Genomic DNA, 24,949 nt, shown 5'->3' with positions numbered 1-24,949 from the left:
ACGATTAATCTGTCCATAGATGATACATATAGTATTCAATGCTGCTGATGTTGAGACGCTCGAAAAAGCGATTGAAATGGATGAAAGTCTGAAAGGCGAAGTCTTGCAGGTAAAAGATGATTTTGCAGTTGGCCCTCTGCAGGATATTTTTTCTGAAGTAGGAATTGTTGCCCGTTCTAATTGGTGGGCAGAGATCCTTGCCAACAGCGAATTCAGCGGACTGGCAAAAGAGAATAATATTGATGATCCGTTGCTGGTTTCCTCTTTAAAGGAAAAACTGAATGCTGATGAGAAAGAGGTTTTGTGGATCTGGGCGGCACAGAATAAACATGATGTGAGTGGATATTACTGGCTGATGTCGCAGCTGAAAGATTACCAGGGTAGGGTGTACATTTTGTACCTCAATAATCTTCCATTCATCAATGAAAAAGGGCAGATTTTTTATCCTGAATGGCTGAGCCAGATTCCTCCGAAGGAATTTATTAAAGCAAAAAAACTGGCCCGCCCGATAACGCTGAGCGAGTTTGAAGTTGATCCCGATGAATGGGCTCGTATCTGCAACGAGGGGAAAATGGTGCGAATTCTTGAAGGTGGAAAAAAGCTGGTGCAGTTTGATGAAGATTATTACGATGCAACATTATTAAAACACATTACCGCTGACTGGCAAAAAGCAAGCAAAGTAATACACCACTTTCTTTCAAAAAATAAAAACGCTACCGGTGACGCCTATTTGTTGTGGCGGTTAAAGAAGAACATATCAGAAGGATCTGGCTTTGACGTACAGGGCGAATTGAAAGGAATGAAAGACTTTGAGATCAAATCAAAAGTAGCAGAACAGGTTTAATGAGTAGCTGATATAAAAAGTGTATGACGAATTCGAAGCAATTATTGAATGAAGTAACAGGGATGGAATCCGGTATCCATGGCCAGTACAAAAGCTGGTTCCTGGACTATGCATCTTATGTAATACTCGAGCGTGCGGTACCGGCGATTGATGATGGATTGAAACCCGTACAACGCCGCATCCTTCATGCCATGAAGGAAATGGATGATGGCAGGCTGAATAAAGCGGCCAATATTATCGGGCAGACCATGCAATACCATCCGCATGGAGACGCGAGTATCCAGGACGCGCTGGTGAATTTGGGTCAGAAAGAATTACTCGTTGAAACCCAGGGAAACTGGGGCGATGTAAGGACGGGAGATGATGCGGCTGCACCCAGGTATATTGAAGCGAGACTGAGCAGGTTCGCGTTAGAGGTTGCCTTCAATGCCAAAACAACAGAATGGCAGTTAAGCTATGATGGCCGAAAAAAAGAACCGGTGTCGCTGCCGATGAAGTTTCCATTGGTGCTCGCGCAAGGTGCTGAGGGCATTGCAGTGGGGTTGTCAACAAAAATTCTGCCTCACAATTTTAATGAACTGATTGACGCATCGATCAAATACCTGCGTGGAAAAAAGTTTGAACTGTATCCTGATTTCCAAACGGGAGGAATGGCCGATACCAGCATGTACAATGATGGTAAAAGAGGAGGAAGAATCAGGTGCCGTGCGACAATAGAGGAAGTTGATAAGAAAACACTCGCTATCCGCGATGTGCCTTATGGCGTTACCACAACACAGTTGATGGACTCCATTGTGAAAGCCAATGACCAGGGCAAAATAAAAATAAAAAAGGTAACCGATAACACGGCAAAGAATGTAGAAGTGGCGATCGAATTAGCACCGGGGATTTCACCGGATATCACCATCGATGCGCTTTATGCGTTCACGGATTGTGAAGTGAGTATTGCGCCGAATGCATGCGTTATCGTCAATCAGAAACCTTTGTTCCTGAGTGTTTCTGAACTGCTTAAAATTTCAACTGACCGTACCAGTGAGCTGCTGAAAAGAGAGCTGGAAATTAAGCTGGCAGAACTGCAGGATCAATGGCACTATTCTTCTCTGGAAAAAATCTTCTTCGAAGAAAAGATTTATAAAGAGCTCGAGAAAAAACACGCTACCTGGGACAAAGTGATTGAAGCGATCGCCAAAGCCTTTGAACCGTTTCTGAAAAAACTTAAAAGAGCAATCGCGAAAGAAGATATCCTCAGGCTTACGGAAAAGCCCGTACGAAGAATTTATAAGCTCGATATCGATGAACTGAATGAAAAGATTAAGGGTATCGAGAAAGATATTAAGGACACGAAAAATAACCTGGCCAATCTTGTTGATTTTGCAGTTGCTTATTTCGAAAACCTGAAATCGAAATATGGTGCAGACAGAAAACGCAGAACTGAGCTTAAACCCTTCGACGTCATCAAAGCGAGACAGGTGGCGATTGCAAATGCGAAGCTATATGTTAATCGTGCTGACGGATTTATTGGTACGTCATTGAAAAAAGATGAGTTTGTAGTTGAATGTTCTGATCTCGATGACATCATCGTTTTTACCAGGCGCGGGCAGATGAAAATCGTAAAAGTAGGAGAGAAGGTGTATATCGGAAAGGATATTATTCACCTCGCGGTATTTCAAAAGAATGACGATCGCCTTACTTACAATATGATCTACACCGACGGCGAAACGGGAATTGCATATGCAAAGCGTTTCAATGTCACCGGTATTACTAGAGATAAAATTTATGATCTCACGCGTGGTCATGAAAAGAGTAAAGTCAACTATTTCAGCGCAAATCCCAACGGTGAAGCTGAATCAGTAAGCATTACACTAAGTGCAAACAGTTCAGCACGCAATAAGAATATTGATTTCTATTTTGAAGAAATGGAAATCAAGAACCGATCTTCAATTGGAAACCAGGTAACGAAATATCCGATTCGTTCTATTAAACTGAAGGAAGCCGGGGTATCTACATTGGGAGCATTGAAACTCTGGTTTGATGATCAGTTCGGAAGATTGAATACAGAAGAGAAAGGGGAGTTCCTGGGAAGCTTTCAGCCTGATGAGAAAATTCTTGTCATTTACCAGGATGGTACTTACGAGATTACCGATACGGATCAGAATCAGCGTTTCGATATAAAGCAAATCATTCTTATAGAAAAATTCAATCCTGAAAAACTGCTAACAGCTATTTATCGCGACATGGAAAAATTGCAATTCAATGTCAAGCGATTCAAGATTGAAACAACAACGTTACACAGCAAATTCAGCTTCATCAAAGAAGGCGAAGGGAATATGCTCGAGGCTGTGACAACAGTCGACAAACCGATTGTCGAAATCAAATCCGGTCGGGGTCAGCAGGCGCGCACGACCAAGGTTAAACTGGATGGATTTGTTGAAGTAATGGGATGGAAAGCCGTAGGTAATAAGCTTGCCGATTTCACTAAGAGCACAGAGATGGAATGGGTGCATAAGCCTGAGAGTCCGCAGGGAGAGTTATTTTAGTCCAGGCGTAAAGAAAAAAGAATGTATAGAGATGCAAAGCTTTGCGTCTCTTTTTTTTGCCGTAAGGCAGGATTAAAATGAAGTTGATAAAACAATTGTGTTTGATGGGCTAAAGTCTGGTTTCTTTTTATTGTCGGCATCACCCAGCTAAAGCCGGAAATAGTTGAAATCACCAGTGATTATCATCTCTATTAATAGTTCACACTTTATCAATCACGGGATCGTCAGTTAATAAGCGAAAAACTGAAATCGCATCGATCTGATCATTATTGTGAGAATTCAAAATTGGTTTTTATTGAGGGGCTAAACCAAGTTTCTTAAAATCTTGTATATCCCCAGCTGAAGTTGGGATAATTGAAATAATTATTGACTGAAATTAATCTTAACAAATCTTAGCCTTTCAATTCCCTTGCTTGAGCCAGAGGCTAAAGTGCAAAAAAAGAAATCGGGCTTCAGCCCATCTGATGTTCCCTGGTAAACAAAGATGTTCTTCACTTTTATTTCTGTGCATTTGAATCGCTATCTCATTAAACTGCTGCCATTAAAATTCATAACAAACAATTAAAACACATTATTTAGCTGCATTTTGCAGTCTTTTTTACGACCTGATGCTGACTATTTTGCCATTATCCAAACTTTCCCTGGCAGAAACTGTTTATACCCAGGGTTTCAGCCAATTTCAGTCTTCCACTGCTGTTCAATTCTAATTGTCTTCTAACGCAGTCAGGACCTCTCTTCCCGGTTTGGTTAAACAATTGCTGTATAATTGCGCTGATCCGGGTCAGCTGGAACAATATTTACATAATGAATTGGTGATATCTATGGTAAGTATAATTATACCCGCTTTAAACGAAGGTGCCACAATAAGAAAAGTGATCCAGAGAATCAGGCCCACAGCTTTCGAATATGAAATCATAGTGGTGGATGATAACTCTACGGATAATACTGTGTCAGAAGCGTTAAAAGAAGGCGCTCGTGTTATTACCAGTTCTCACAAGGGGAAGGGTATTTCTATGCACGAAGGCATGATTGCTGCCCGTTACGATATAATCGTATACCTCGATGCTGATATCCTCACCTATCCTCCTGATGTTGTATCCATCTTATCGGATCCGTTGATCAATGATGAAGCAGATTTTGTAAAATCTTTTTTTGACAGGCAGGCTGGTCGTGTAACCCAGCTCGTTGCCAAACCTTTACTCAGTATTTTTTTCCCCGAGCTGGAAAAATTTACCCAACCGTTGAGCGGCATGATCGCTTCAAGAAAAAAATATCTGGAGAGACTTGAATTTGAAAACGACTATGGTGTGGATATCGCGCTGCTGATCGACGCATACAATATGCAATTGCGCATAAAAGAAGTTAGTATCGGATTTATAAAAAATGATATGCAGAGCCTGGAGTCACTGAGTAAAATGTCACGCCAGGTCTCGAGAACAATTTTGCAACGTGCCTCTGTATCATCGATTGAAAACCTGGAAACACTTTCCAATATCCATGCGATCAGCGACGAGATGGATTTCGCAATTAAGGAATCCATTTTGAATCTGCGAAAAATAATGATCATTGATCTGGATATTATTTTAAAAGCAGATTTTAATGAGATAGCGGCATATCATTTTGGCATTGAAGATGATCTCAGGTATATCAATGACACAGCAAGAGATTCAGCAACGAGACTGAGAAAGATTGCTGAACTTTTCAGAGGAATTTCTCTCCCGGAATTGCAGGCTATCGCAGATGAAGTAGATACAATAAAACATGCGGAAGAAGTAATAAAACTGCTTCGACAAAATGGTTATATCACCATTCTTCTTTCAGAAGGATTTGACGTCGTTGCAAACCATATCAAAAACAGATTGGGTTTTGATTATTGCTTTTCCAACAAACTGCAGATGAAAAAAGGTCTGACTACCGGGGTGTTGGAATTTCCAAGATATTTCAGTCACCCTGAGCATGGATTTGACCGCACAAATATCCTTACTTACCTCACGGAGAAATTCAGTATTCCTGAAAAGAATATTGTATTTATCAGCAATTCACTTGAAGATGTTGCTATGCTTCAATCTGCGGGGTTGGGGCTTGCCACACAAACCGCTCCGGAAGAAGTCAGGCTTTGTGTTGATAAGATTTTACCGGATAACAGTTTGTTACCATTGCTTGACTATGCCACATTGGTGGATAAACGAAAACTCGCGTTAAACCGTACCCTGAAAAGATATATGGCCGGAGCCGGAGCTTTGGCGATTGGCGCTATTGCCGGATATTACCTCTATAGAAGAAAAAACGCCGTAGTACTTGCGGGGAAAAGCTGACATCAAATGAGTGAGTCTGCAGGCTGAAAGGCCGGATGTTGTAAAGAAATCACTCCTTGCATACAAAAAGATATGGCTTTAGAAAAGTTTACTTCTCATAGGCTTCAGCAATTGCGTATAGGTTTGCAAATCCTGTTGCAGCAATTCAAACAAACAACGAAGAACAATTAACGAAAAACGATCAACGAACAACGAAAAACGAACAACGAACTATTAGTTCTGCACTTTCTTTCGCCTGATATAAACTGTTCCGTTCCTTGCAAAGTCAGCCGTAGAAAATAGCTCGAACCTGTTGATGCCATCCTCAATAATGACAAGGGCAGTATTAGGCGGGATTGTACCAAGACTTTCTGCGAAAACACTCAGTTCATTCAGTTCAACATTCGGATCAAGACCAACATACAGGTTTATGCCCTGAACGGAAAGGCCACGACTTGTCAATACCGGAACTTTATTGAAGAAAACAGAAATCGTATCGCCATCGATAGTTCCGTTATCGTAAAAAGTCATTCGCAGCGAATCCGATTCGACCTGAAGCTCCTTTATAACCAATGGCTTTCTTTTTTCAAACGCCAGCTGAAGCGGAGTAGGTTCTATTTTTTTCTGTTCGACAATAAATTCGGGGGTAACGACAGGTTCTTCCTCGGCGGGTTTCCAGATTCTTTGCGCGGCTATGCCATCACGTAAGACGCTGTCCGGATTTTTTTCATCAAGATCTTTTGTAAAATTAATGCTAAGGTCAGGACAGGTGTATTTGTATTGCGGATCGCGCAGGAAATAACCTTTCAGGTATGTTCTTTGCTGACTGCTAACCAGGGTTGCTTCAAAATCCATCCTGCAATCCACCGTAGCTTTAGCCATCGAGGTTCTGAAATACATGATCGGAACGTTCTTCAATTCGATCAACCGTGTCTTTGGATTGTAGCGACCACGAACAAAAAAACTCTGGTAACTATTTTTAAAATAGTATCCCATAATACCCTGTACTTCAGACCCTTTCTGTTTTATCGTAAGTTCAGCGAGGTAGTTGTTGTGAGACCCTTCCAATAAAACATCAGCACGACCATACCAACTTCCATCGATTTTTTGTGCAGAAACTGTAAATGTGAGAAGGATGAGGGTAAGGGTGATTGTTGATCTCATAAATGGAGAATGAGTGAAAATATCATGCCATCTGTATAAACCATTGATACTCTGTCGTGTGATCATGCAGATCATCTTTTCAGGTGGCGTTTGATTTCCCTGGCTGCGTCTTTCTGTTTAATGCTTTCTCTTTTATCATGGGTTTTCTTACCTCTCGCGAGCCCTATCTTCATTTTTGCAAACCCCTTATCATTGAAAAAGATTTTCAGGGGAATGATAGTAAATCCTTTCTCCCTGGTTTTGGTATCAAGCTTTTTCAGTTCTCTTGCCGTGAGCAACAGCTTTCTTTCTTTCACCGGATCATGATTGGCATATGTCCCAAACTCATACGGTGCGATGTGCAGGCTCTTTACCCAAAGCTCACCTTTATGGAGAAAGCAATAGCTATCATTGAAGCTTACTTTTCCTGCCCTGATGGATTTTACTTCGGTACCGGCCAATACCATCCCCGCATCGAATTCATCATCGATGAAATAATCAAAATAAGCGGAGCGGTTTTTTAATTCCATCAGTCACGTTGAACGTTTGACGTTTAACGTTCAGCGTTAAACGTTAAGGGTTAATGTTTAAAAAGAAGCAGGAGAGTGCTGATCTTTTCTTTGAGTTGTTTTCTATTGATGATGAGATCCAGAAATCCGTGATTCATTACAAATTCAGAACTCTGGAATCCATCCGGCAGATCTTTCTTAATGGTTTCGCGGATAACACGAGGACCTGCGAAACCAATCATTGCACCAGGTTCGCCGATATTGATGTCACCCACCATGGCGAATGAAGCGGTTGTACCGCCATAGGTGGGATCAGTGCATAAAGAAATATAGGGAACGCCGGCTTCTGCAAGCAGGGTAAGTTTTCCAAGTGTTTTTGGAAGCTGCATTAAAGAGAAAGCGCTTTCCATCATTCTTGCTCCTCCGCTCTTACTGATGATCATCAGTGGTACTTTGTGTTCCCGGCAGTAATCCGCCGCGCGCGCAATTTTTTCTCCCATCACACTTCCCAATGACCCACCGATGAAATTAAAATCCATACAACAGACCATCAGTTCAAAACCATTTACTTTTCCCAGTGCCGCCGTGAGTGAATCATGCAGCCCGGTTTTGTAATAGGCTTCCTCCAACCTTTTCTTATAAGGCTTTAGGTCATTGAATCCGAGATAGTCGATAGATTTTACACCTGCGAAAAACTCAGTATACTGTTTATCGTCAAAAAGTATTTCGAAATAATCGGTACTGCCAATACGGTGATGATATTCACATTTCGGACATACGTACAGATTTTCTTTCAGGTCAAGGGTGGTGCAGGTATACTTGCATTGCGGACATTTGGTCCACAACCCGTCCGGAGCCTCTTTTTTCTCGGAGGTAGACGTGTTGATACCCTTTTTCATCCTTTTAAACCAGCGGCTGGTAGAAGCGTCTGTTTTCCCCGGCTCTCCAGAAAGCTGATCGTCGAAATCTTCCTCAATTTTTAAGGCCATATCACATTTTTATTTGTACCGGAATCACACACTTTCGTACTTCCCGGTAATACTATCAAAGACAGTTCCGGTCCCTAACCAAAACAAATGTAATTAAAAATACTGCAAAAACCGCTTCGGCGATTATTGCATCCAGGGCAATAAAAATAGTCTAGGATCTTGGTTGTCAGGCTATTGTGATATCCTTGTCGAGATACACATCCTGAGTTGCCTGTAGGATTTCCACACCTTCTTTAAATGGGCGCTGGAAGGCTTTTCGTCCAAGGATCAGCCCCATACCGCCAGCTCTTTTATTGATAACAGCCGTATATACTGATTCAGCGAGGTCAGAAGTTCCTTTGGATTCTCCGCCTGAATTGATCAGACCTACACGACCGTTGAAGCAATTCAATACCTGGTAACGGCAAAGATCAATAGGGTGATCAGTAGTCAGTTTTTCATACACCAGTGGTGACGTTTTACCATGCTTGGTTGCCAGGTATCCACCATTATTGGTAGCGAGTTTTTGTTTGATGATGTCTGCCTGCAGTGTTACACCCAGGTGATTAGCCTGTCCGGTAAGATCTGCAGAAGTATGATAGTCTACGCCATCAACTTTAAATCCGTTATTGCGGGTATAGCACCAGAGGATGGTTACCATTCCCAGCTCATGTGCATATTCAAAAGCCTCAGCTACTTCCTTCAGCTGGCGAGCGCTTGGTTCAGAACCCCAATAAATGGTAGCGCCGATCCCTACAGCACCCATATTCCATGCGCTTTTGATGGTACCAAACATCGTTTGGTCGTAGCGGTTAGGAAGGCTTAAAAATTCATTATGGTTAATCTTTACAATGAAAGGAATTTTGTGTGCGTATTTACGGCTCATGATACCCAATACGCCATAAGTAGATGCTACACCATTACAGCCACCTTCGATAGCCAGTTTAATAATTGATTCAGGGTCGAAATAAATCGGGTTAGGAGAGAAGGCGGAGCCTGCACTGTGCTCGATTCCCTGGTCTACAGGGAAAATTGAGCAATAACCTGTATCGGCCAGACGCCCATGACCAAGAAGATCCTGGAAATTGCGTAATACCTGGTTGCTCCTGTTACTGTTGATCCAGATCTTATCAATATGATCCGGTGAAGGAAGGTGAAGGGTGGATTTATCTATAGCGGTGGATTTATGATTGAGGAGGTATTCGGCTTTATCACCTAAAAGATCAAGGAGTCTCTGATTGGCCATGATGGAGTTGGTTTTAGATTTTGGGGCAAATATAGGGGATATGTAGGTTTTACGTTCAACCTGCCTTTGCCGGCAGGCAGGAGTTGAACGTTAAACGTCCAACGCGGGAACATGCAAGGTTCGGAAGTATGCAGGAGCATATAGCAGCCGGCTTCCATACCAACTGAACATTTCACCGGCTACCAATACTATTGCAGATGCAGGAAAGAGCAGCTCAAACTCGCGTTTATGTTTTTCTGAAAAAGGAAATGGTTCAGAAGATAGAAAAATGAGTTCGGGAGAGAATTGCCTGATTTCTTCAATATCAATTTTGGGATATCTCGACTGATCGGAAAAGCAATTTCGGAAACCGGCTTTACTTATCATATCGTTTATAAAACAGTCGCCCCCTGCCACCATTATCGGGTCATACCAGATCAGGTAAGCAACAGATGGCTTGTATTGAGCCTGTTTCAGATTGGAGAAGTTTTCAGAAATAACCTTTACGATCTGATCCGATTTGTTTTTGCGACCAGTGAGCTCTCCAATCGAAGTGATCATTCTTAAAGCGCTTACCAGATCTGAAACATCCGACGTCCAAACCGGCGCAATTTCTCTAAGCAGTTCAACCTGATCTTTTTCATTTTCTTCCTTATTTGCAAAAATCAGATCAGGCCCCAGATCCCGGATTTTTTTGATATTCAGATTCTTTGTACCGCCTATTTTAATTTTTTGATGAAACCATGAAGCAGGCATTGTGCAAAATTTCGTGATTCCCTTTACCTGTTCGTTTAATCCGAAATCATAAAGTAATTCCGTTTGTGACGGCACCAACGAAACAATTCTTTCAGGAAAATTCTGCAATTGAATTTTCTCGCTAATCTGGTCGATGGAAGTGATCATTCAGGCAAAAGTAAGGGGGCAAAAGGTACAGCCAGGCAATAGTTAAGGTAAAAGGCATTCAGAAAAGCCGAAAAAAACGGAAAACGGTAAACTGGGCGTTTCACCGAACAACGAACAACGAACAACGAAACTTTATCCATCCGGTTATTTTCAATGATCTGTTGCCTTCTAAGAACTAAGAACTAACAACTAGCAACTATAAACAAAAAAAAGTCCCGCCTTTTGAGCGGGACAATTCATTTGTCAGAAGCCTTAAATTCTACTGGTTTTTAATAGGATTGATTTTCGTTACCAGGAATTAACCTGAATCTGACAATTTTTTTTTCGGATGGTGTGTACAGGACTTGGATTTTTTTCTTTTGGTTTCTCGGATAAATTGGATACCTGGTTTTTCTGGATAGTGTCAAACAATTCCTATTAGATTGTTTGTGGTTTCTTTCAATGGTAATTGGATTTGTGGTTTCTCAGAATAAAGGGTTTGTTTTGGTTTTTCCGGAAATTGAATCAAACAATTTTTTGTTTGAGGTTTCTGGTGGTTTGGTTCAGTGGAATTGGATTTCAAATTTGGTTTCAGGATAATTGGAAAACTTGGTCTTCAAAATAACATTGGATTTCTCTTGGTTTGTCTAAGACGTTGGATTTTGTTTTGGTTTTTTGGATCTTGGATAATTCTGGTTTTTCGAACTCAACTCAAGTTTTACTTTAAGTCGAATCAGGAATTGGTTTCGGTCTTTCTGGTCAGCAGGAATGCTTAGGATGATATTGGATCTTTAAAAACGGTGCCCGTGGAACGAGCTATTTGAAGAAGATTGTAGAGGAGTAGCTTCACCCTTTCATTGATATTGGATGATAACTTTTTCTTGGATGGTTTTGGATATTGGCGGTTAAGGTGTACTTATCCTTTCAATCAACTTCTGGAACAAAGATAATAGCCCATACATGCGTGTGCAAGAGCATTTTCACTCATTTTTAACACCGCATTTTTTACCTCTGGGATAGGAGATATACAGTATTTACCATTCGTAAATCTACGCGAACAGCTGTTCCTATTTGAATCACCTGAAGCAGTAAAGCGGCTTAATGTTATGATAATGAGCGATGTAAAATTTTGGAACCTATTTGGCAAGAGCCTGCAGAATATCGTACTTGGTTACAATGTGAAAATTCCCACTCTCATCTTTTCCTAATACTGCACCGTTTTCTTTATTGATTAGTGTACTGATTCTTTCCACCGGAGTATTAAAATCAACTAATGGATAAGGTGATTCCATTACCGCTTTAACTTTTTCGTTTCTTATATCAGGGTTGGAGAACACTTTTTGAAACAGTCCGTTCTCACTAATCGCACCTATAGGTTCACTTTCACTGATCACCGGAATATGTTCAATATCATACTTTTTCATTAACTCAACAGTTTCTGCGATTGTGCGATCTGGTTCCACTGAAACCAATCTCTGTCTTACTCCACGACCATTGATGATATCCTTGAATGTTTTCACTTCGAGGAAACCACGTTCCATCATCCATTGATCATTATAAATTTTCGCAACATACCTGCTGCCATGATCATGAAAAATACACACCACAAGATCTCCTTTTTTCAAAGATGATTTGAGTTGCATCAATCCCTGTAAACAGCTACCCGCGCTGTAACCACAAAACAAACCTTCTTCCTTAGCAATCCTTCGCGCCATAATAGCGCCATCCTTATCCGTCACCTGTTCGAAATGATCGATGACCGACATATCATAATTTTCAGGAACAAAATCTTCACCGAATCCTTCCGATATGTAAGGATGAACTTCATTCATATCAATCTCACCGGTATTGAAATATTTTGTGAGCAATGAACCATACACATCGATTGCCCATACTTTAATATCGGGATTCTTCTCTTTCAGAAACTGTGCAGTACCTGTTACCGTACCACCGGTACCTGCAGTACAAACCAGGTGAGTGATTTTTCCATCCGTCTGGTTCCACAGCTCAGGTCCGGTTGTTTCGTAATGCGCTAAGCGGTTTGCCAGGTTATCATATTGATTAGCATGAAATGAATTGGGAATTTCTTTCGCCAGTCTGCGTGCTACAGAATAGTAACTTCTTGGATCATCAGGTTCCACGTTAGTCGGACAGACGATTACTTCGGCACCTACAGCCTTCAGGATATCCATTTTTTCTTTTGACTGTTTATCGGTGGTAGTAAAAATGCATTTGTATCCTTTTACGATAGCTGCCAGAGCGAGACCCATACCTGTATTTCCACTTGTGCATTCTATAATGGTTCCACCAGGTTTCAGCAAACCCTGTTGTTCCGCAACTTCAACCATTTTCACAGCCATCCTGTCTTTGATTGAATTGCCGGGATTGAAATAATCAACCTTGGCAACCACATCACAGGGGAAATCGCGTGTTATTTTATTTAATTTGATCAAAGGAGTATTGCCAATCGTTTCCAGAATATTGTTCCTGATATCCATGCGTGGAATTTTTTTTATAAAGTTAGGCAAACAGGATTCGTTTTCTGAGGTTGATTAAGTCACGAAACACAGCAACGATAAAAAACCATTAGTCGGATGTGTTTTTCGCAGGTGTATTCGTGTTTTACACTTGGAATCGCAGGTTTGAAATTGGATCTTTGAAGTGTTGATGGTATTATCGTTAACAAGGCATGACTGATTGCCCGGGAATGAAAGTCATGCCTGCTTTGCAAAGCATCTTTTGGTGCTGAAATGGATTTGTCAGGATCTTCCCACCAGAAGATCATTCTTCAGCCATTTTCAGCACCACCCATTGGACGGCTGGCAGGTGGGGGAGGGAGGGAGCCCGGCACGGGCTCTGGATATTTAACAGATGTCGATTATCGCAAAATTCCCGACATGTTAACTTTGGTATATGAAAGCATACTTGATTGGAGGGCTTGCCGCAGATGAAAGAGTATTCCGGCACATCCGGTTTCCGGACAACTATGAACCTGTATTCCTGAACTGGATTGTACCTGAAAAAAATGAGAGTCTCGTAAGCTATGCGCGTCGTATGGCCGGGCAAATGGATACCAGTGTGAATTTTATTCTGGTTGGTGTTTCTTTTGGCGGTATGCTTGCTGTCGAAATCAGCAGACTTTTTCCTTCCGATAAAACCATACTCATTGCGAGCGTTCCTGAACACAAACAATTGCCCGGTTATTTCAGATGGATGTACAAAGCAGGTCTGCCTCGTTTCGTTCCCATCAGCCTGATAAAAAATGGTGTGATGTTTCGGCGCCTTTTTACTGCAGAAACCAATGAAGACAAAGACATAATTCGTTCAATGGTGCGGAATGCAGATCCTGGTTTCATTCGCTGGGCTATGATTGCAGCATTGGAATGGGAGGCTGTATCCGAAAGCAGCAATTATGTGCATATCCACGGAACAGATGATTTTGTTTTTCCGCATCGATATACAAAGCCATCACACACGATCATTAAAGGTGGTCATCTAATGGTGATGGACCGCGCCGATGACATCAACTCAATAATTGCTGAAGTTTTATTGGAGAAGCCCGTTTAATCAATGCTGGAGCTTGTTGATCGCAGCATTTTTTCTTTTCGTAAGAAACCTGTCCAGGAGCATCAATCCGAAAACAATATCAGCCATCAGGAACAATTGAACTGAAGTTGAATTGATCCATTTCTTCCAGTCAAGTTTTAATTCAGGAAGTTCAACAGGCATCGGCGTTGATGAAGATGCACTGAAATCAATCTGGGTAAATAAATATATAAGGAAGCCGGCGATTAATACGAGGAAAAATCCGGCAATACCAAAAACGATCTTTTTATTGACATACGATTTAGTCGCTGGAGCAATTTTATACCGCGCAATTTCATCCATTACATTTTTTGAAAAACGCATGGACGGTTGTTCGGTCTCACTGCTCATGAGCAAAGCATTCATCTCTTTTATTTCAAAAAATGTTTTCTTCCATTCTGCGTCCTGGTGAAGTAGTTGTTCAACTCTTATTTTCTCTTCGCCGGAAAGTTGTCCGTCAATATATTCCCACAAGAGCAACTCCATGTTTTTTTCCTGGTCCATATACTCAATTTAAAAAATCCTTTTTAATTAATCAGAGCATTTTCAATTCCGCCGATAATGGCTGTTTAACCTACAAGTTTTACCTACAACTTATAACCTAAAACTTACAACCTTCAACTTTTACCCAAATACGCTAGCTGAATCAGCAATTCCATCTACATACTCGTCAGCGATTTAACCTCTTCTGCGAAATAGCGTTCCATCTTTTCTTTCAATCTTTGTCTCGCCCGGAACAACCTTACTTTAACAGTATTCGGTTCTACCGCAAGTATTCGCGCTATTTCTTCAAGCGTTTGTTCGCCTTTATAAAACAGCGTTATTATCTGGGCGTCTTCAGGCGAAAGCAATTCAATTGCCTTGTTTACCATTTGCCTCCGATGTTTTTCTTCTATCTGATTCGCCTTAAAATCCGATTCCTGGTTCTCCACCTGGATAAAAGTTCCTTCCTGATCTAACGATTGAATGGATAATTTTTTCTTTCGGAGATGGGTAATGCCGGTGTTATGAGCTATGGTATAGAGCCAGGTACTGAATTTGGCGGTGAACTTGAAGTCGGCCAGTGAACGAAATGCTTTTACAAATACATCCTGAGCTATTTCTTCTGAATCCTCTCTTGATCCGGTGAGGCGCATAGCCAGCGTGAAAATATAATGCTGGTATCGCTCCACCAATGTTTTATATGCCTGATGGTCACCCGATAAAACAACTCTGATCAGCTCGTTATCTGTTTGTCCGTTCTGCATGTCCTGCATATATGACTACAGCTTGTTTTTAGAGGTTACATGCTTTATTAAAATTAAACTTTTCAAAAGAGACCTGCGAGGTCTTCAAACCTGCCGGGTCTTAAAACCTCCCAGGTCTTAAAACCTGCCGGGTCTTAAAACCTGTTAGGTCTTAAAACCTGTTAGGTCTTAAACCTGCGAGGTCTTAAACCTGCGAGGTCTTAAACCTGGGAGGTGTTTGTAGTCCAAACACCGACGCCGCCAATTAAGTTGCTGAAAATCAGCGACCTGAAAATTCTTCCAAAATTCTGTAACCTTCCCGAACCACGCGTAGTCTGATATTTCGTAACAAGTTTTTACAAAAACACTAAACACAAATTTTATGGATAGCGGAGAAGTACTTATTCCGATATTGGTTCCACTCGGCGGTATGGCTTTAATATTTGGCATTTTTTACCTGAAGAACAGAGAAGCAACGGCAATGATTGAAAAAGGAATGAACCCTAAGGAATTTGCCAACAGGCCCGCACCTTATCGCAACCTGAAAAATGGTCTTTTATTGCTCGGCGCAGGCATAGGTCTCGCACTCGCCTACCTGATCACACAGTATATCCTGCACGATGACGAAAATCCCGCACTGTGGTTTGCTTTCATCGGCATAGGCGGCGGCCTCGGACTGATCAGCTCCTACAGGATCGAAAAGAGAGAATTACTGGACAAAGAGCGGCTGTAGTTTATAAGTCTGGAAGTCGGAGTTGTTTTATATCAAAGTCATTTCGTAAGAGATGACTTTTTTGCTTTTATATGGCTTATCATAACATAATGCGGGTACGCAGCTATCCCTTTACGGTTGTTGCGAAATAATTTGTTAACTTAATGGCCGAAACCAGAACCCTTTCGAAACTGACCTGCTGATTCCATATTTCTTCCACTTTCACAGACAGTCGTTTTGCTGTTTGTCTCTCAGCACAGATATGGTTCTGTTTCTGTAGTAAGAAAATCACGGAATTCATTGTGGATCCCAAGGCTTAAAAGATTGCTTTTCTGGATTTATTTACCGACCCACCATGTATTCCCGACCTGTGATATTATATGCGCGATATCGGACTAGATACGCTTACCGTCAACGGAGCTGAGAAACCAAAAGACCTCAGGAATTATCTTTTTGTCATCGCTATAGACAATTATGATGAAGCCGAGTTTCCACAAATTCCGCTTTCAGAAGGACCGGTCGAAAAATTCAGGTTTAATAAACTTGATAATGCAGTTTCTGATGCCAATGCTGTAACGAAAGTATTGCTGTCGAAATACAAATTCAATTCGCAGGCGACGGGTAAAAAGCTGGAAGGTTATAACGAAGAAATCATCGAATACGATTCACCGGATGTAAAATGCCTTTACAACAGGAATGCAACTTCTGTCAATATTTCGAAACACATTCAATTCCTTTCTCAGACCCTCACAGAAAAAGACAACCTGCTCATCTATTTTGCAGGTCATGGAGTTGACAAAGGCGGTACTACCGGTTTCATCATCCCTTTCGATGGAATTAAAAGTGACTTGTACCGAAACACATGGGTACGCATTGGCGATCTCTACGAATCTTTCTACGATTTTATAAACAGAAAAAATTGTCTGGATCTGTTGCTCATTCTTGATTGTTGTTTTGCAGGATCGGGAAGTTTAGGTTTTGCATTGGCCAAGCCTTATTTTTTCTCCAGGAGGGCATTGGTTTCATCTTCATTACACCAGAAAGCAAGCGATGGCGCACCCGGCCAGGGCAGTCCGTTCGCTAAAGCACTTTGCAATTTGCTTCAGACAAATACTTATCCGAAATCAGCCATCGATAAAAAACTGTTACAGGAAAAATTCAGCAGGTATTATGTTGAAATGCTGGAAGAAAATCCGAGCCAGGAAATCAGTTACTTCACACTTCCGACAGAATACGGTCAGGGTGAATTTATCTTTGAATTAAAAGATCCTGATGTGCCGCCCGTGGATCAGCTTTCGGTTTCATTCATCAGACATCTGAATTTTATACGTCAGCGTGATGATCTTCTTCGCGATTATAGCCAGGGTGGCAACGATGATTTTATCATCATCACCACCATGTGTTCCAATTTTAACATACACAAACTGCAGGGAAAAGTTTTTTTCGAAGAATTGCGCTACCAGCAAAATATAGATCTGAAATTCTCGCATCATATCGTCCTCGAGCCGGACAAAACCAGCAGCGGTGCCTGGGAGGCATTGGCTGCATCTAAAGGAATAATTACAACGGAAAGCAATTTCAGGCAGCAATGTGCAATAAGTATTTGCGGACAAATACTAAGAGATGAAACGCAGAAAAATCCTGATAAACCATTAATTATCTACCTGGGTTGTAATTTTCAATCTGCTACGCAAAGTGAAAACATCATTCAATTCTGTAAGGAGTTATATGAAGAAATCAATATCGTAAAACAATCAGCGCCCTATCTCAATAAATCCTTCGACAGAATAATACTCGTAATTGCAGAAACAAGAATTGCTGAAACGCCTTTCTTTAAAAGAGATCATTTTGTAAACAAAGTGGGTAATTCAGTAAAAGTGGTGATCTCAGCACCTGTTGAACCGTTGTTTCTCGGCCATGCAAAAAGATGGCTCGATCTATCCAAAAGAGAGATTCAATCGAAAAATCTGCAGTCTGTTGACATGAACTGGTATTTCCAGGATGCACGTAATTATGAGATCGAAAATTTTATTGTTGAAGTGAGTACCAAAATGGGCGTGGACAAATTGAAACTCGAGGAACAACTCTGGCTTTTCTAACGATTAAATGCGCCTTATGCCAAATAATGATGTTTTGATCAGACCATTTCCAACACCGAATCCCGGCATCAAAGGTTCCACCAGCAGGTTCACGGTTGAACTGATAAAAGCAAAAGACAGCAGCGGCAATGAAATTATCCGTGAAAGACTGATGCCAGCTACTCCGGTGATTCCCGTGTCTGAACTTGAATTTGATAAAACAACTGAGACATGGAGTTATGTCCAGCAAAAAGACCATGCCGGTAATCCAAAATTCACAAAGGCAAGACCGATCCCGCCTTACCTGCCTTCGCCGGAGATTAAAGAACTTGTACGTCTCGCACAAATATTGAATCGTCCTGTATTGATTAAGGGGGAACCGGGCAGTGGCAAGACCCAACTGGCACGGTCACTCGCTTTTGAGTGGTATGGCGACGAATACAAAAATCATTTTTTTGAATGGCAGGTCAAAAGCACGTCGAAAGCAGTTGATGGCCTTTATTACTTCGATCATATTGCAAGGTTGCGTGATGCGCAGATTGCGAAAAATCTTTCAACCGACCCAGCGCCGGTAGAACAGGATCTGAAAAAGTACAGAACTTTTGGTCCTATGGGGAAGGCGTTTCTTACATCAACAGCAGAAAATCCTTCCATTTTACTAATCGATGAAATTGACAAAGCAGATATTGATTTTCCGAATGATCTGCTGCTGGAACTCGATGAGCGGCGTTTCACTATTCCTTCTTCGGAAACTGGCGAAGTTATTGAAGCCCGTTATCCGCCAATTATATTTATCACCAGTAACGATGAACGGGAATTGCCCGAAGCTTTCCTGAGAAGATGCCTTTTTATGTACATCCGATTTCCTGATGATTCACAACTGGTCGAAATCATCCGTGCTCATATGCCTGGATTGCTTGAAGAACAGTTTGCCCTGGTCAATATGAGCGCCGATCCCGCCAACGCAAACGGACATCCGAAACAAATGTCGTTTGTCGACCTGGCCATTCGCCACTTTAACCAGCTGAGAGAAGATATCAAAAATGATCCTGCTGATAATAAACGCGTTTCGACTTCAGAGTTACTTGACTGGTTAAGAGCATACCAATTCGATTTAGAGAATCCTGAAAATATTCAATCGAAAGAGGTACGTGATTGGATAAACGATTATAAGAAAAACAAGGCGAATGGTTTGAGTGAAGATTTTGCAGAGAATGGTTTAAAACATCTTCCATTCTATTTCCAGGCGCTGTTAAAAACATACGCTGCAGTGAACAGGCGTGAGCAATCAATAAAAACCACCAAACCTGCATGAGCCTTGCAAGATTACCCTTCTGGAATTTTTTTCATGAGCTCGAAAAGAAGCTCAGCTACGAGCGTTGGATCGACAAATACCAGCAATTCCTGAAGTCATTGGAAGGCGGCCATGTGTCATACGACGAAGACTGGAAACAGTTCAGGCAATTCTGCAAATTCATGTTTCTGCAGGATTTCCGGGATGAGCGTCAGTTTGATACGTTACTGGATGTTGCCATTGAAAAAGAAAAAATTTTCCTGGAGTCGCTTGTGGCAAAAACAAGCCAGGCGACAGATGCTTCAAAAATAAAGCCGGAGCCGAAAAAAGAAAATCCTTCACCTGGTTCTCCGGTAAAAGATAATGTATCCCAACACCATCCACAAATGGATAATGCAGCCGATACATCCATCATGCCGGAGCCCATGGAGCAGGAGGAAACACTTCAGCTTCAGTTCCTGCCGATCCAGGTGGTTGCACATGAGCAGCAGGTTCAGTATTCATCTTCTGAAACAGAGTTTCTGCAGACAGATGAATATTTCCCGGTAACGAGAAGACAAATGGTAAAAGGCTGGCAGTTTTTAAGACTGAAAGAAAAAAGTGATGCAAGAGAGGGAATCGATGTAGAAGAAACTATAAAGCAAGTTGCAAAAGATGGATTATTTCTGAATCCGGTATATAAATCAGGTGAACGTAACCGTGAGGACACATTAATCATTTTTGCCGATTACCGTGGATCGATGGCTCCTTTTCATGAACTCACCAACCGGTTAATCGAAACTGCAAGAAAGGGTGGTGGGCATCCCAGGGTTCCGGTGTACTATTTTCAGAATCATCCCGTCGGATATGTTTTTACCAATCCGAATATGAGCGGGCCGGTAAAGATCAAAGAGGCATTACTGAAAACAAATAGGAATTTTACACTCGCTGTTGTGATCAGTGATGCAGGCGCTGCAAGGGGAAACAGTAATCCGGAAAGACGAAAGTCAAGAACAGAAATCACTGGTGCATTTCTTGATTTTCTTGATGAGACCTGCGCTCATACCATTTGGTTGAACCCCATGCCGATGCACAGGTGGAAAGGAAATGCGGCAGAGCTAATCAGCAAAAAAGTTTTCCTCATGGCACCGGTGCTGGATAGATATGGTGATAAATTCCAGGAAACACTCCGAACAATTTTGAAACATCAGAAACCCGCTTTAATGAACTAATGGTAAGTCAGCTTCCGCCAAATTTTCCAACTGAATCACTTTCCAGTGGCGATCAGAGTAAGATCGAATGGTTCTTTCAACGTTATGTCGATGGCTATTTTGAAGAATATCGCTACGGTCATTTTATTATGGCTGCGTATGCTTCGGTACCTGCCTTGCTGACACCCGACCTGTTGTACAAGACCTGGCAGAATTTCAACGGTTACCGTTGGGCGGGAGCGCCGGTTTCCATCCATCGGGTGGCCGTTTCCGATATACTACTTTCTCCAATGTGCAGGGAAGTGGGGTTGGAGTTGTATGAAATGAGCAGTGAAATCAGGCTTGCATTTTTGAAATGGCTGGAACAGGAAGGAGCCAATCCCATCTGGAAAAAAAGAGAATTGAGGTCGATCGCTGAGATCGCTGCTTTTGTTGAAGAGTATCATCATCTGCCAAATTCAGCTTTATATCGTTGGGGGCCGGAATTCAGTGAATTACAGATTTTGGAGGCGATATCATACACGCGTCCAGAGCAAACTGCTGCCATTCTTCTTTCACGTTTGCAGAAAGCTGCTGAACAGCAACAGGAAACGGAGATGATGCGCACGCTTGACCGGTTTGTCAAAACAGGTAAGCGTCTACGTTACCTGAGTAATGAAGACTCAGACCAGAGCGTTTTGGAGTTTTATGATAAGCATAGTCATATTCTCGAGGCATGGTCGGAACTCGTTCAGGAAAACAGTGAAGGTTTTGTTGAACGGCTTCGAAAAGATAAAACGCTTCTGAGTTACCTGAGTAAAACAGGAAAAGAAGGAATTCCTGTCAGGATCAGTGGAACAGCTGCTGAGAAATTCAAACAGCTTACCAAAAAAAATACCTGGCTGATTGTCGCAGGCGGCACTTCGAGAGAGAAACAAAATCCTGATCAACAGGATATACATCTGAACAACACAACATTTGTACTCGAATCATTAAAAAAACATTTTGATCCGGATGAAGATCACCTGATAAGTCTGACTGATGCAAACTTTATCAAACACTCAGTACTGCAGACCCTGGTTTCAGTTGCGGGTAAGGCAGATAAAAACGATGATGTCATTATTTACTTTTCTGCGGAAACAAAATTCAATGATGATGGCGACCATCTCGAGTGTTTTGATTCCGATCCCGCCTTTGGTGATATGAATGGATGGCTCAGTGCTCAGCAAATCTGTACGATGGGTAAAAGTTTCAATTGTAATTCCGTTACTATGGTTTTACAGATTGATGCTGAAGGTTCCGATCGCTGGCTGGATCCGGCAAATAAAACCAACCTCGTGATTCAATCAGGTGTGAAAAATGCTCGTGATGTAAAAATCGGCGACAAAGTCTGTAGTCTTTTTACCAAAGAACTTTCCATTGTACTGGTGAGTTACGGGCACATTGAAAACATCCGGCAGGTCTTTCTTCGCACACTTGAGGCCGTGCAAAAACATACACCGGCAGATGTGAAAGCAAGGCCTGAAATGATTGGAACGAAAGAAGGGTACAGGAGGATTTTTAAGACGGATAATCCCAGCATGGGCTACCTGCAGGATCTCCTGAGAGACACCGGTTTTTTCCAATTTCATTCCAACGGAAAATGGGATGCTGCTACAGCAGAGGCGCTGACCAGCTTTGCCAGGAGTAAAAATTTCAGTAAGAAAGAATCGCGGCAATTTTATATCTCGGAGTTAGAGCATCTTAAAAAAATAAAAATGGAATCCGCCATTCCGGTCTGGGGATTTGTTTTTTCTGATCCTGAAAAAAAACTGCCTTATATGGCAGAAGAACAACAAAGCCTTCGTCAACTTCTTGAAAGCAGAAAAGAGCAATACGCTTTTGAGCCGGTTTTTTTAGAAGATCCCGATAAAGCAAAAATGGATAAGTTTTTCATGGATTCAAATAACAGAAACAGAATTCAATTGCTTTATCTCGCTGGCTTCGATTTAAATGGTGACCTGGTGTTAAAAGATGGAGCATTCACAATTCAGGATTTCGGCAGAATTATTGACTACCAGGATCAACTGGATATGCTGGTGCTGAATACCTGCAGATCCGACTATTTCGCTGAAATGTCCACCAAGATCGGAGTGAAGTATGCCTTTGGTGTAAAAGGAAGTATCGATGATGATCTCGCCATGCGTAGCGGAATTTATATTATGCAGAAATTGCTGGATGGCCAGCATCTGAACGAAATATTTCCTCAATACTATCGCTAGTTCAATATATGGGAGTAGTATCAAACGATAATAACGGTACTTATGTTTTGAAAAAGGCCATCTGGGCCGCGGAACCGCACATATTTGCATTGAAAGAAAAAAGCGCGGATCTGGGTAAAGAAATCAAAACCAAAAGAAGAATTTTTTTCACCGGAGTAGGTATAGGTTATGCTGATTATCTTCCCTCAGGTGATCTGACTTTTGGAAAAGCAAATGTTGAAAGAATAAACGCTGCCTTAAAAAAATACACCGAAAATCAGAATGGTAATGTCGACTATCTTCCGGGACTATTCTGGGGCGCTGTTAGCAGGAGGGATATGTATTTGCATGGTTTTAGAGAAGCCGGTGAAAATGACATCTGCATAATTTATTATAGTGGCATTTGTCTTGCAAACCCTGTTCTGGAGAAAGGATTTATTGATTTGCTTTTCAGCAACGACAGGGTTGAAGCAGGGAATTTACTCGAAGGAGATAATGAAAGCTTCGGAAGTCATCTTCAACGGGTAACCGAAGGGTTGTCTACAAATATTGTCCTGATCCTGGATTTCGCCAGATCTGTTTTTCTTCCGGATGATACAAGAGAAGTAGTGTTTCCTTCACTGGGAGATAACCGATTATTATGCATTCAGAACTGTTCTCCGCATAAAGTGCGACCGGCGGTTGCTGAAGAAGCCAGTTTTGATGACAACAATATTTTTTCAGAAACGCTGATTGGGTTGCTCGAAGGAGAAGGATTCCATTATTCTTACAAAGAATTTTTTGAGCGCATTGTTTTACGTATGTCGCAATCAGAGGAAACCCGAAGGCCGAAACTCACAGCAATTCCTGAAAGTATTCTTCAATACCGATTGTTTTCTCCAACCATAAAAAATTCATCAGCATATAAAATATATTTTGATGGCTCTGATTCGAAATGGAAGTTAAATGCAGGGGCTAACCAGGGGCTGAGAAATTCTTTGCCATTTATGTCAACGGTTTTCGGATTGCCTGATGGCTCAGAAGTGACTGTCGAGCAAGTGGAAGCAGATCATAGTGTTGTTAGCTTTCCCCCATACTATACTTCAGGTGAATATACTGCGTCATTGATCCAGCAATCTTTCTCGAAAATAAAAGTTGCTATTGCTGAAACAGTTCCCGTGGAACAGAAGCAACAATTACTGGAGATTTTTCATATTGCTGAAATTCACCTGATCGAACTGACAAAAGAGGTTCAGCAGGCGAGATTCCTGATTCATTATATTGAAGGTGGCTTTGCACTGACCTGGCCAACGTATGAAACAGAACATTTCAGTATCAGGTCGATATTCCGGCCGCAACCAGATCCCCATTTGTTTATTGAGGAAATGGAGGCCATCGCCAAATGGCAGGGTGTACTTGAACTGGAAAATCCCGTTTCAAAATTTAGTGATCAGAGCATAGATGTAATTTTCGAAATTGTTGAAGGATACCCATATGATCATTCGATTGATCAGCAACCTGCGATAGATCAAGCAACAAATCCGGATCGGGTTATTCTGCATTATATACGACCCGCTCAGGTTTGGGTTTCACCATCATTCAGATGCCGGATAAAAGTTAATTCAGAATACCGAATTCAGAATACAGGAGCAGGAGGAGAAGCAGAAACAGTGGAGGAGGCAGTGATGCAAAACTATCCGGCTTCGAAAAACTTTTTAAATGAAAGTCCTGCTGCAAATTCCGAAGATGATCCGGCATTGAATGCCGATTGGGAACTTGCTGACAGAATGCACACTGAGACTTTACAATCGGCACCTTATCCAGGTAGGCGAGGATCCCCGGTATCAGCAAAGCCGCAGTTGAAATTGCATATAGCTCAGTTGTATCTCGGTAATCAGTTCAGCATTGGAGGAGGTGATTTTTCGCTTGCGAGAAAAGAAGGGACCGATTATTTTGACTTAAGGTATCAACCTGCAGGACAAACAGTTCAGAGGAATACTATTCCTGTGTCCGTTTCAAATTACCAGATCAGTCATAATATTTTTGAGACGTATAATTATCTCAAGATTTTCATTTCAGAAGAACCAATCGATCTGAAACCGTTATGGCAGCTACCACTGAAAAATGGTAGTGAGCCTGGAACAAAAAAAGAAAGTGTCGCGCCTGAGGTAGAGTCCATACGTTTCCCAAAAGGAGGATGGCATTCGGTGACGATTCCGATTAAGATAACTTATGGGCAGAAGGAGGATATATACCGGTAGTGA

At 41.7% G+C, this 24,949-nt stretch carries 18 protein-coding genes; 10 read left to right on the top strand and 8 right to left on the bottom strand.

Features of this window, described 5'->3' with window-relative positions; genetic code table 11:
* Positions 1 to 19: 19 nt before the first annotated feature.
* From P2W82_RS04365 to P2W82_RS04355, 3 genes are all read left to right on the top strand, one after another.
* Positions 20 to 844, top strand: coding sequence for a DUF1835 domain-containing protein (locus P2W82_RS04365; RefSeq protein WP_336514621.1), 825 nt, complete (start codon positions 20 to 22; stop codon positions 842 to 844).
* 23 nt (positions 845 to 867) lie between these two features.
* Entirely contained in the window at positions 868 to 3,381 is a 2,514-nt protein-coding gene (locus P2W82_RS04360; protein ID WP_336514620.1) for a DNA gyrase/topoisomerase IV subunit A, read from the top strand.
* An 821-nt stretch (positions 3,382 to 4,202) separates the two neighbouring features.
* Positions 4,203 to 5,696, top strand: coding sequence for a glycosyltransferase (locus tag P2W82_RS04355; RefSeq protein ID WP_336514619.1), 1,494 nt, complete (start codon positions 4,203 to 4,205; stop codon positions 5,694 to 5,696).
* A gap of 213 nt (positions 5,697 to 5,909) precedes the next feature.
* On the opposite strand, the gene P2W82_RS04350 is transcribed toward P2W82_RS04355, so the two are convergent.
* The 6 genes from P2W82_RS04350 to P2W82_RS04325 all read right to left on the bottom strand — a co-directional run bounded on the left by P2W82_RS04350 (position 5,910) and on the right by P2W82_RS04325 (position 12,900).
* Positions 5,910 to 6,839: a hypothetical protein gene (locus tag P2W82_RS04350; protein ID WP_336514618.1), complete on the bottom strand. Its 930-nt coding sequence runs from the start codon at positions 6,837 to 6,839 to the stop codon at positions 5,910 to 5,912.
* A gap of 71 nt (positions 6,840 to 6,910) precedes the next feature.
* Positions 6,911 to 7,348 (bottom strand): SsrA-binding protein SmpB, encoded by a 438-nt coding sequence (gene smpB, locus P2W82_RS04345; protein ID WP_336514617.1) that lies wholly within the window; start codon positions 7,346 to 7,348, stop codon positions 6,911 to 6,913.
* A gap of 50 nt (positions 7,349 to 7,398) precedes the next feature.
* Positions 7,399 to 8,316, bottom strand: coding sequence for an acetyl-CoA carboxylase, carboxyltransferase subunit beta (gene accD, locus P2W82_RS04340; protein ID WP_336514616.1), 918 nt, complete (start codon positions 8,314 to 8,316; stop codon positions 7,399 to 7,401).
* A gap of 166 nt (positions 8,317 to 8,482) precedes the next feature.
* Positions 8,483 to 9,541, bottom strand: a complete 1,059-nt coding sequence (locus P2W82_RS04335) for a class I fructose-bisphosphate aldolase (RefSeq protein WP_336514615.1) — start codon at positions 9,539 to 9,541, stop codon at positions 8,483 to 8,485.
* Between the two features lie 90 nt (positions 9,542 to 9,631).
* Positions 9,632 to 10,423 carry an ABC transporter substrate-binding protein gene (locus P2W82_RS04330; protein ID WP_336514614.1) on the bottom strand — a complete coding sequence of 264 codons (792 nt, stop codon included), beginning with the start codon at positions 10,421 to 10,423 and terminating at the stop codon, positions 9,632 to 9,634.
* Between the two features lie 1,115 nt (positions 10,424 to 11,538).
* A complete protein-coding gene (locus P2W82_RS04325; RefSeq protein WP_336514613.1) occupies positions 11,539 to 12,900 on the bottom strand; it encodes a pyridoxal-phosphate dependent enzyme in 1,362 nt (453 codons plus the stop codon).
* 415 nt (positions 12,901 to 13,315) lie between these two features.
* On the opposite strand from P2W82_RS04325, the gene P2W82_RS04320 reads away from it, so the two are divergent.
* Positions 13,316 to 13,969 (top strand): alpha/beta hydrolase, encoded by a 654-nt coding sequence (locus P2W82_RS04320; protein ID WP_336514612.1) that lies wholly within the window; start codon positions 13,316 to 13,318, stop codon positions 13,967 to 13,969.
* Here the strand turns inward: P2W82_RS04320 and P2W82_RS04315 are convergent, their stop codons facing one another.
* Both P2W82_RS04315 and P2W82_RS04310 read right to left on the bottom strand, forming a co-directional pair.
* A complete protein-coding gene (locus P2W82_RS04315) occupies positions 13,970 to 14,491 on the bottom strand; it encodes an anti-sigma factor family protein (protein ID WP_336514611.1) in 522 nt (173 codons plus the stop codon).
* 155 nt (positions 14,492 to 14,646) lie between these two features.
* A complete protein-coding gene (locus tag P2W82_RS04310) occupies positions 14,647 to 15,243 on the bottom strand; it encodes an RNA polymerase sigma factor (protein ID WP_336514610.1) in 597 nt (198 codons plus the stop codon).
* A gap of 352 nt (positions 15,244 to 15,595) precedes the next feature.
* Between P2W82_RS04310 and P2W82_RS04305 the strand changes: the two genes are divergently transcribed.
* The 6 genes from P2W82_RS04305 (at position 15,596) to P2W82_RS04280 (ending at position 24,946) form a co-directional block, all read left to right on the top strand.
* Positions 15,596 to 15,946, top strand: a complete 351-nt coding sequence (locus P2W82_RS04305; protein ID WP_336514609.1) for a DUF6249 domain-containing protein — start codon at positions 15,596 to 15,598, stop codon at positions 15,944 to 15,946.
* A gap of 359 nt (positions 15,947 to 16,305) precedes the next feature.
* Positions 16,306 to 18,024, top strand: coding sequence for a caspase family protein (locus P2W82_RS04300; protein ID WP_336514608.1), 1,719 nt, complete (start codon positions 16,306 to 16,308; stop codon positions 18,022 to 18,024).
* Positions 18,025 to 18,040: 16 nt separating this feature from the next.
* Positions 18,041 to 19,318 (top strand): AAA family ATPase, encoded by a 1,278-nt coding sequence (locus tag P2W82_RS04295; protein WP_336514607.1) that lies wholly within the window; start codon positions 18,041 to 18,043, stop codon positions 19,316 to 19,318.
* Positions 19,315 to 20,508, top strand: a complete 1,194-nt coding sequence (locus P2W82_RS04290; RefSeq protein ID WP_336514606.1) for a hypothetical protein — start codon at positions 19,315 to 19,317, stop codon at positions 20,506 to 20,508. Before P2W82_RS04295 ends, P2W82_RS04290 begins: the two co-directional genes overlap by 4 nt.
* On the top strand, positions 20,508 to 22,727 hold the full coding sequence (locus tag P2W82_RS04285; protein WP_336514605.1) for a hypothetical protein: 2,220 nt from the start codon (positions 20,508 to 20,510) through the stop codon (positions 22,725 to 22,727). The genes P2W82_RS04290 and P2W82_RS04285 overlap by 1 nt, the downstream gene beginning before the upstream one ends.
* 8 nt (positions 22,728 to 22,735) lie before the next feature.
* On the top strand, positions 22,736 to 24,946 hold the full coding sequence (locus P2W82_RS04280; RefSeq protein ID WP_336514604.1) for a hypothetical protein: 2,211 nt from the start codon (positions 22,736 to 22,738) through the stop codon (positions 24,944 to 24,946).
* Positions 24,947 to 24,949 lie beyond the last annotated feature (3 nt).

Source organism: Pollutibacter soli, from assembly GCA_029269725.1.
Taxonomy (GTDB): Bacteria; Bacteroidota; Bacteroidia; order Chitinophagales; family Chitinophagaceae; genus Pollutibacter; species Pollutibacter soli.
This window is presented reverse-complemented; position numbering and strand designations above follow the sequence as displayed.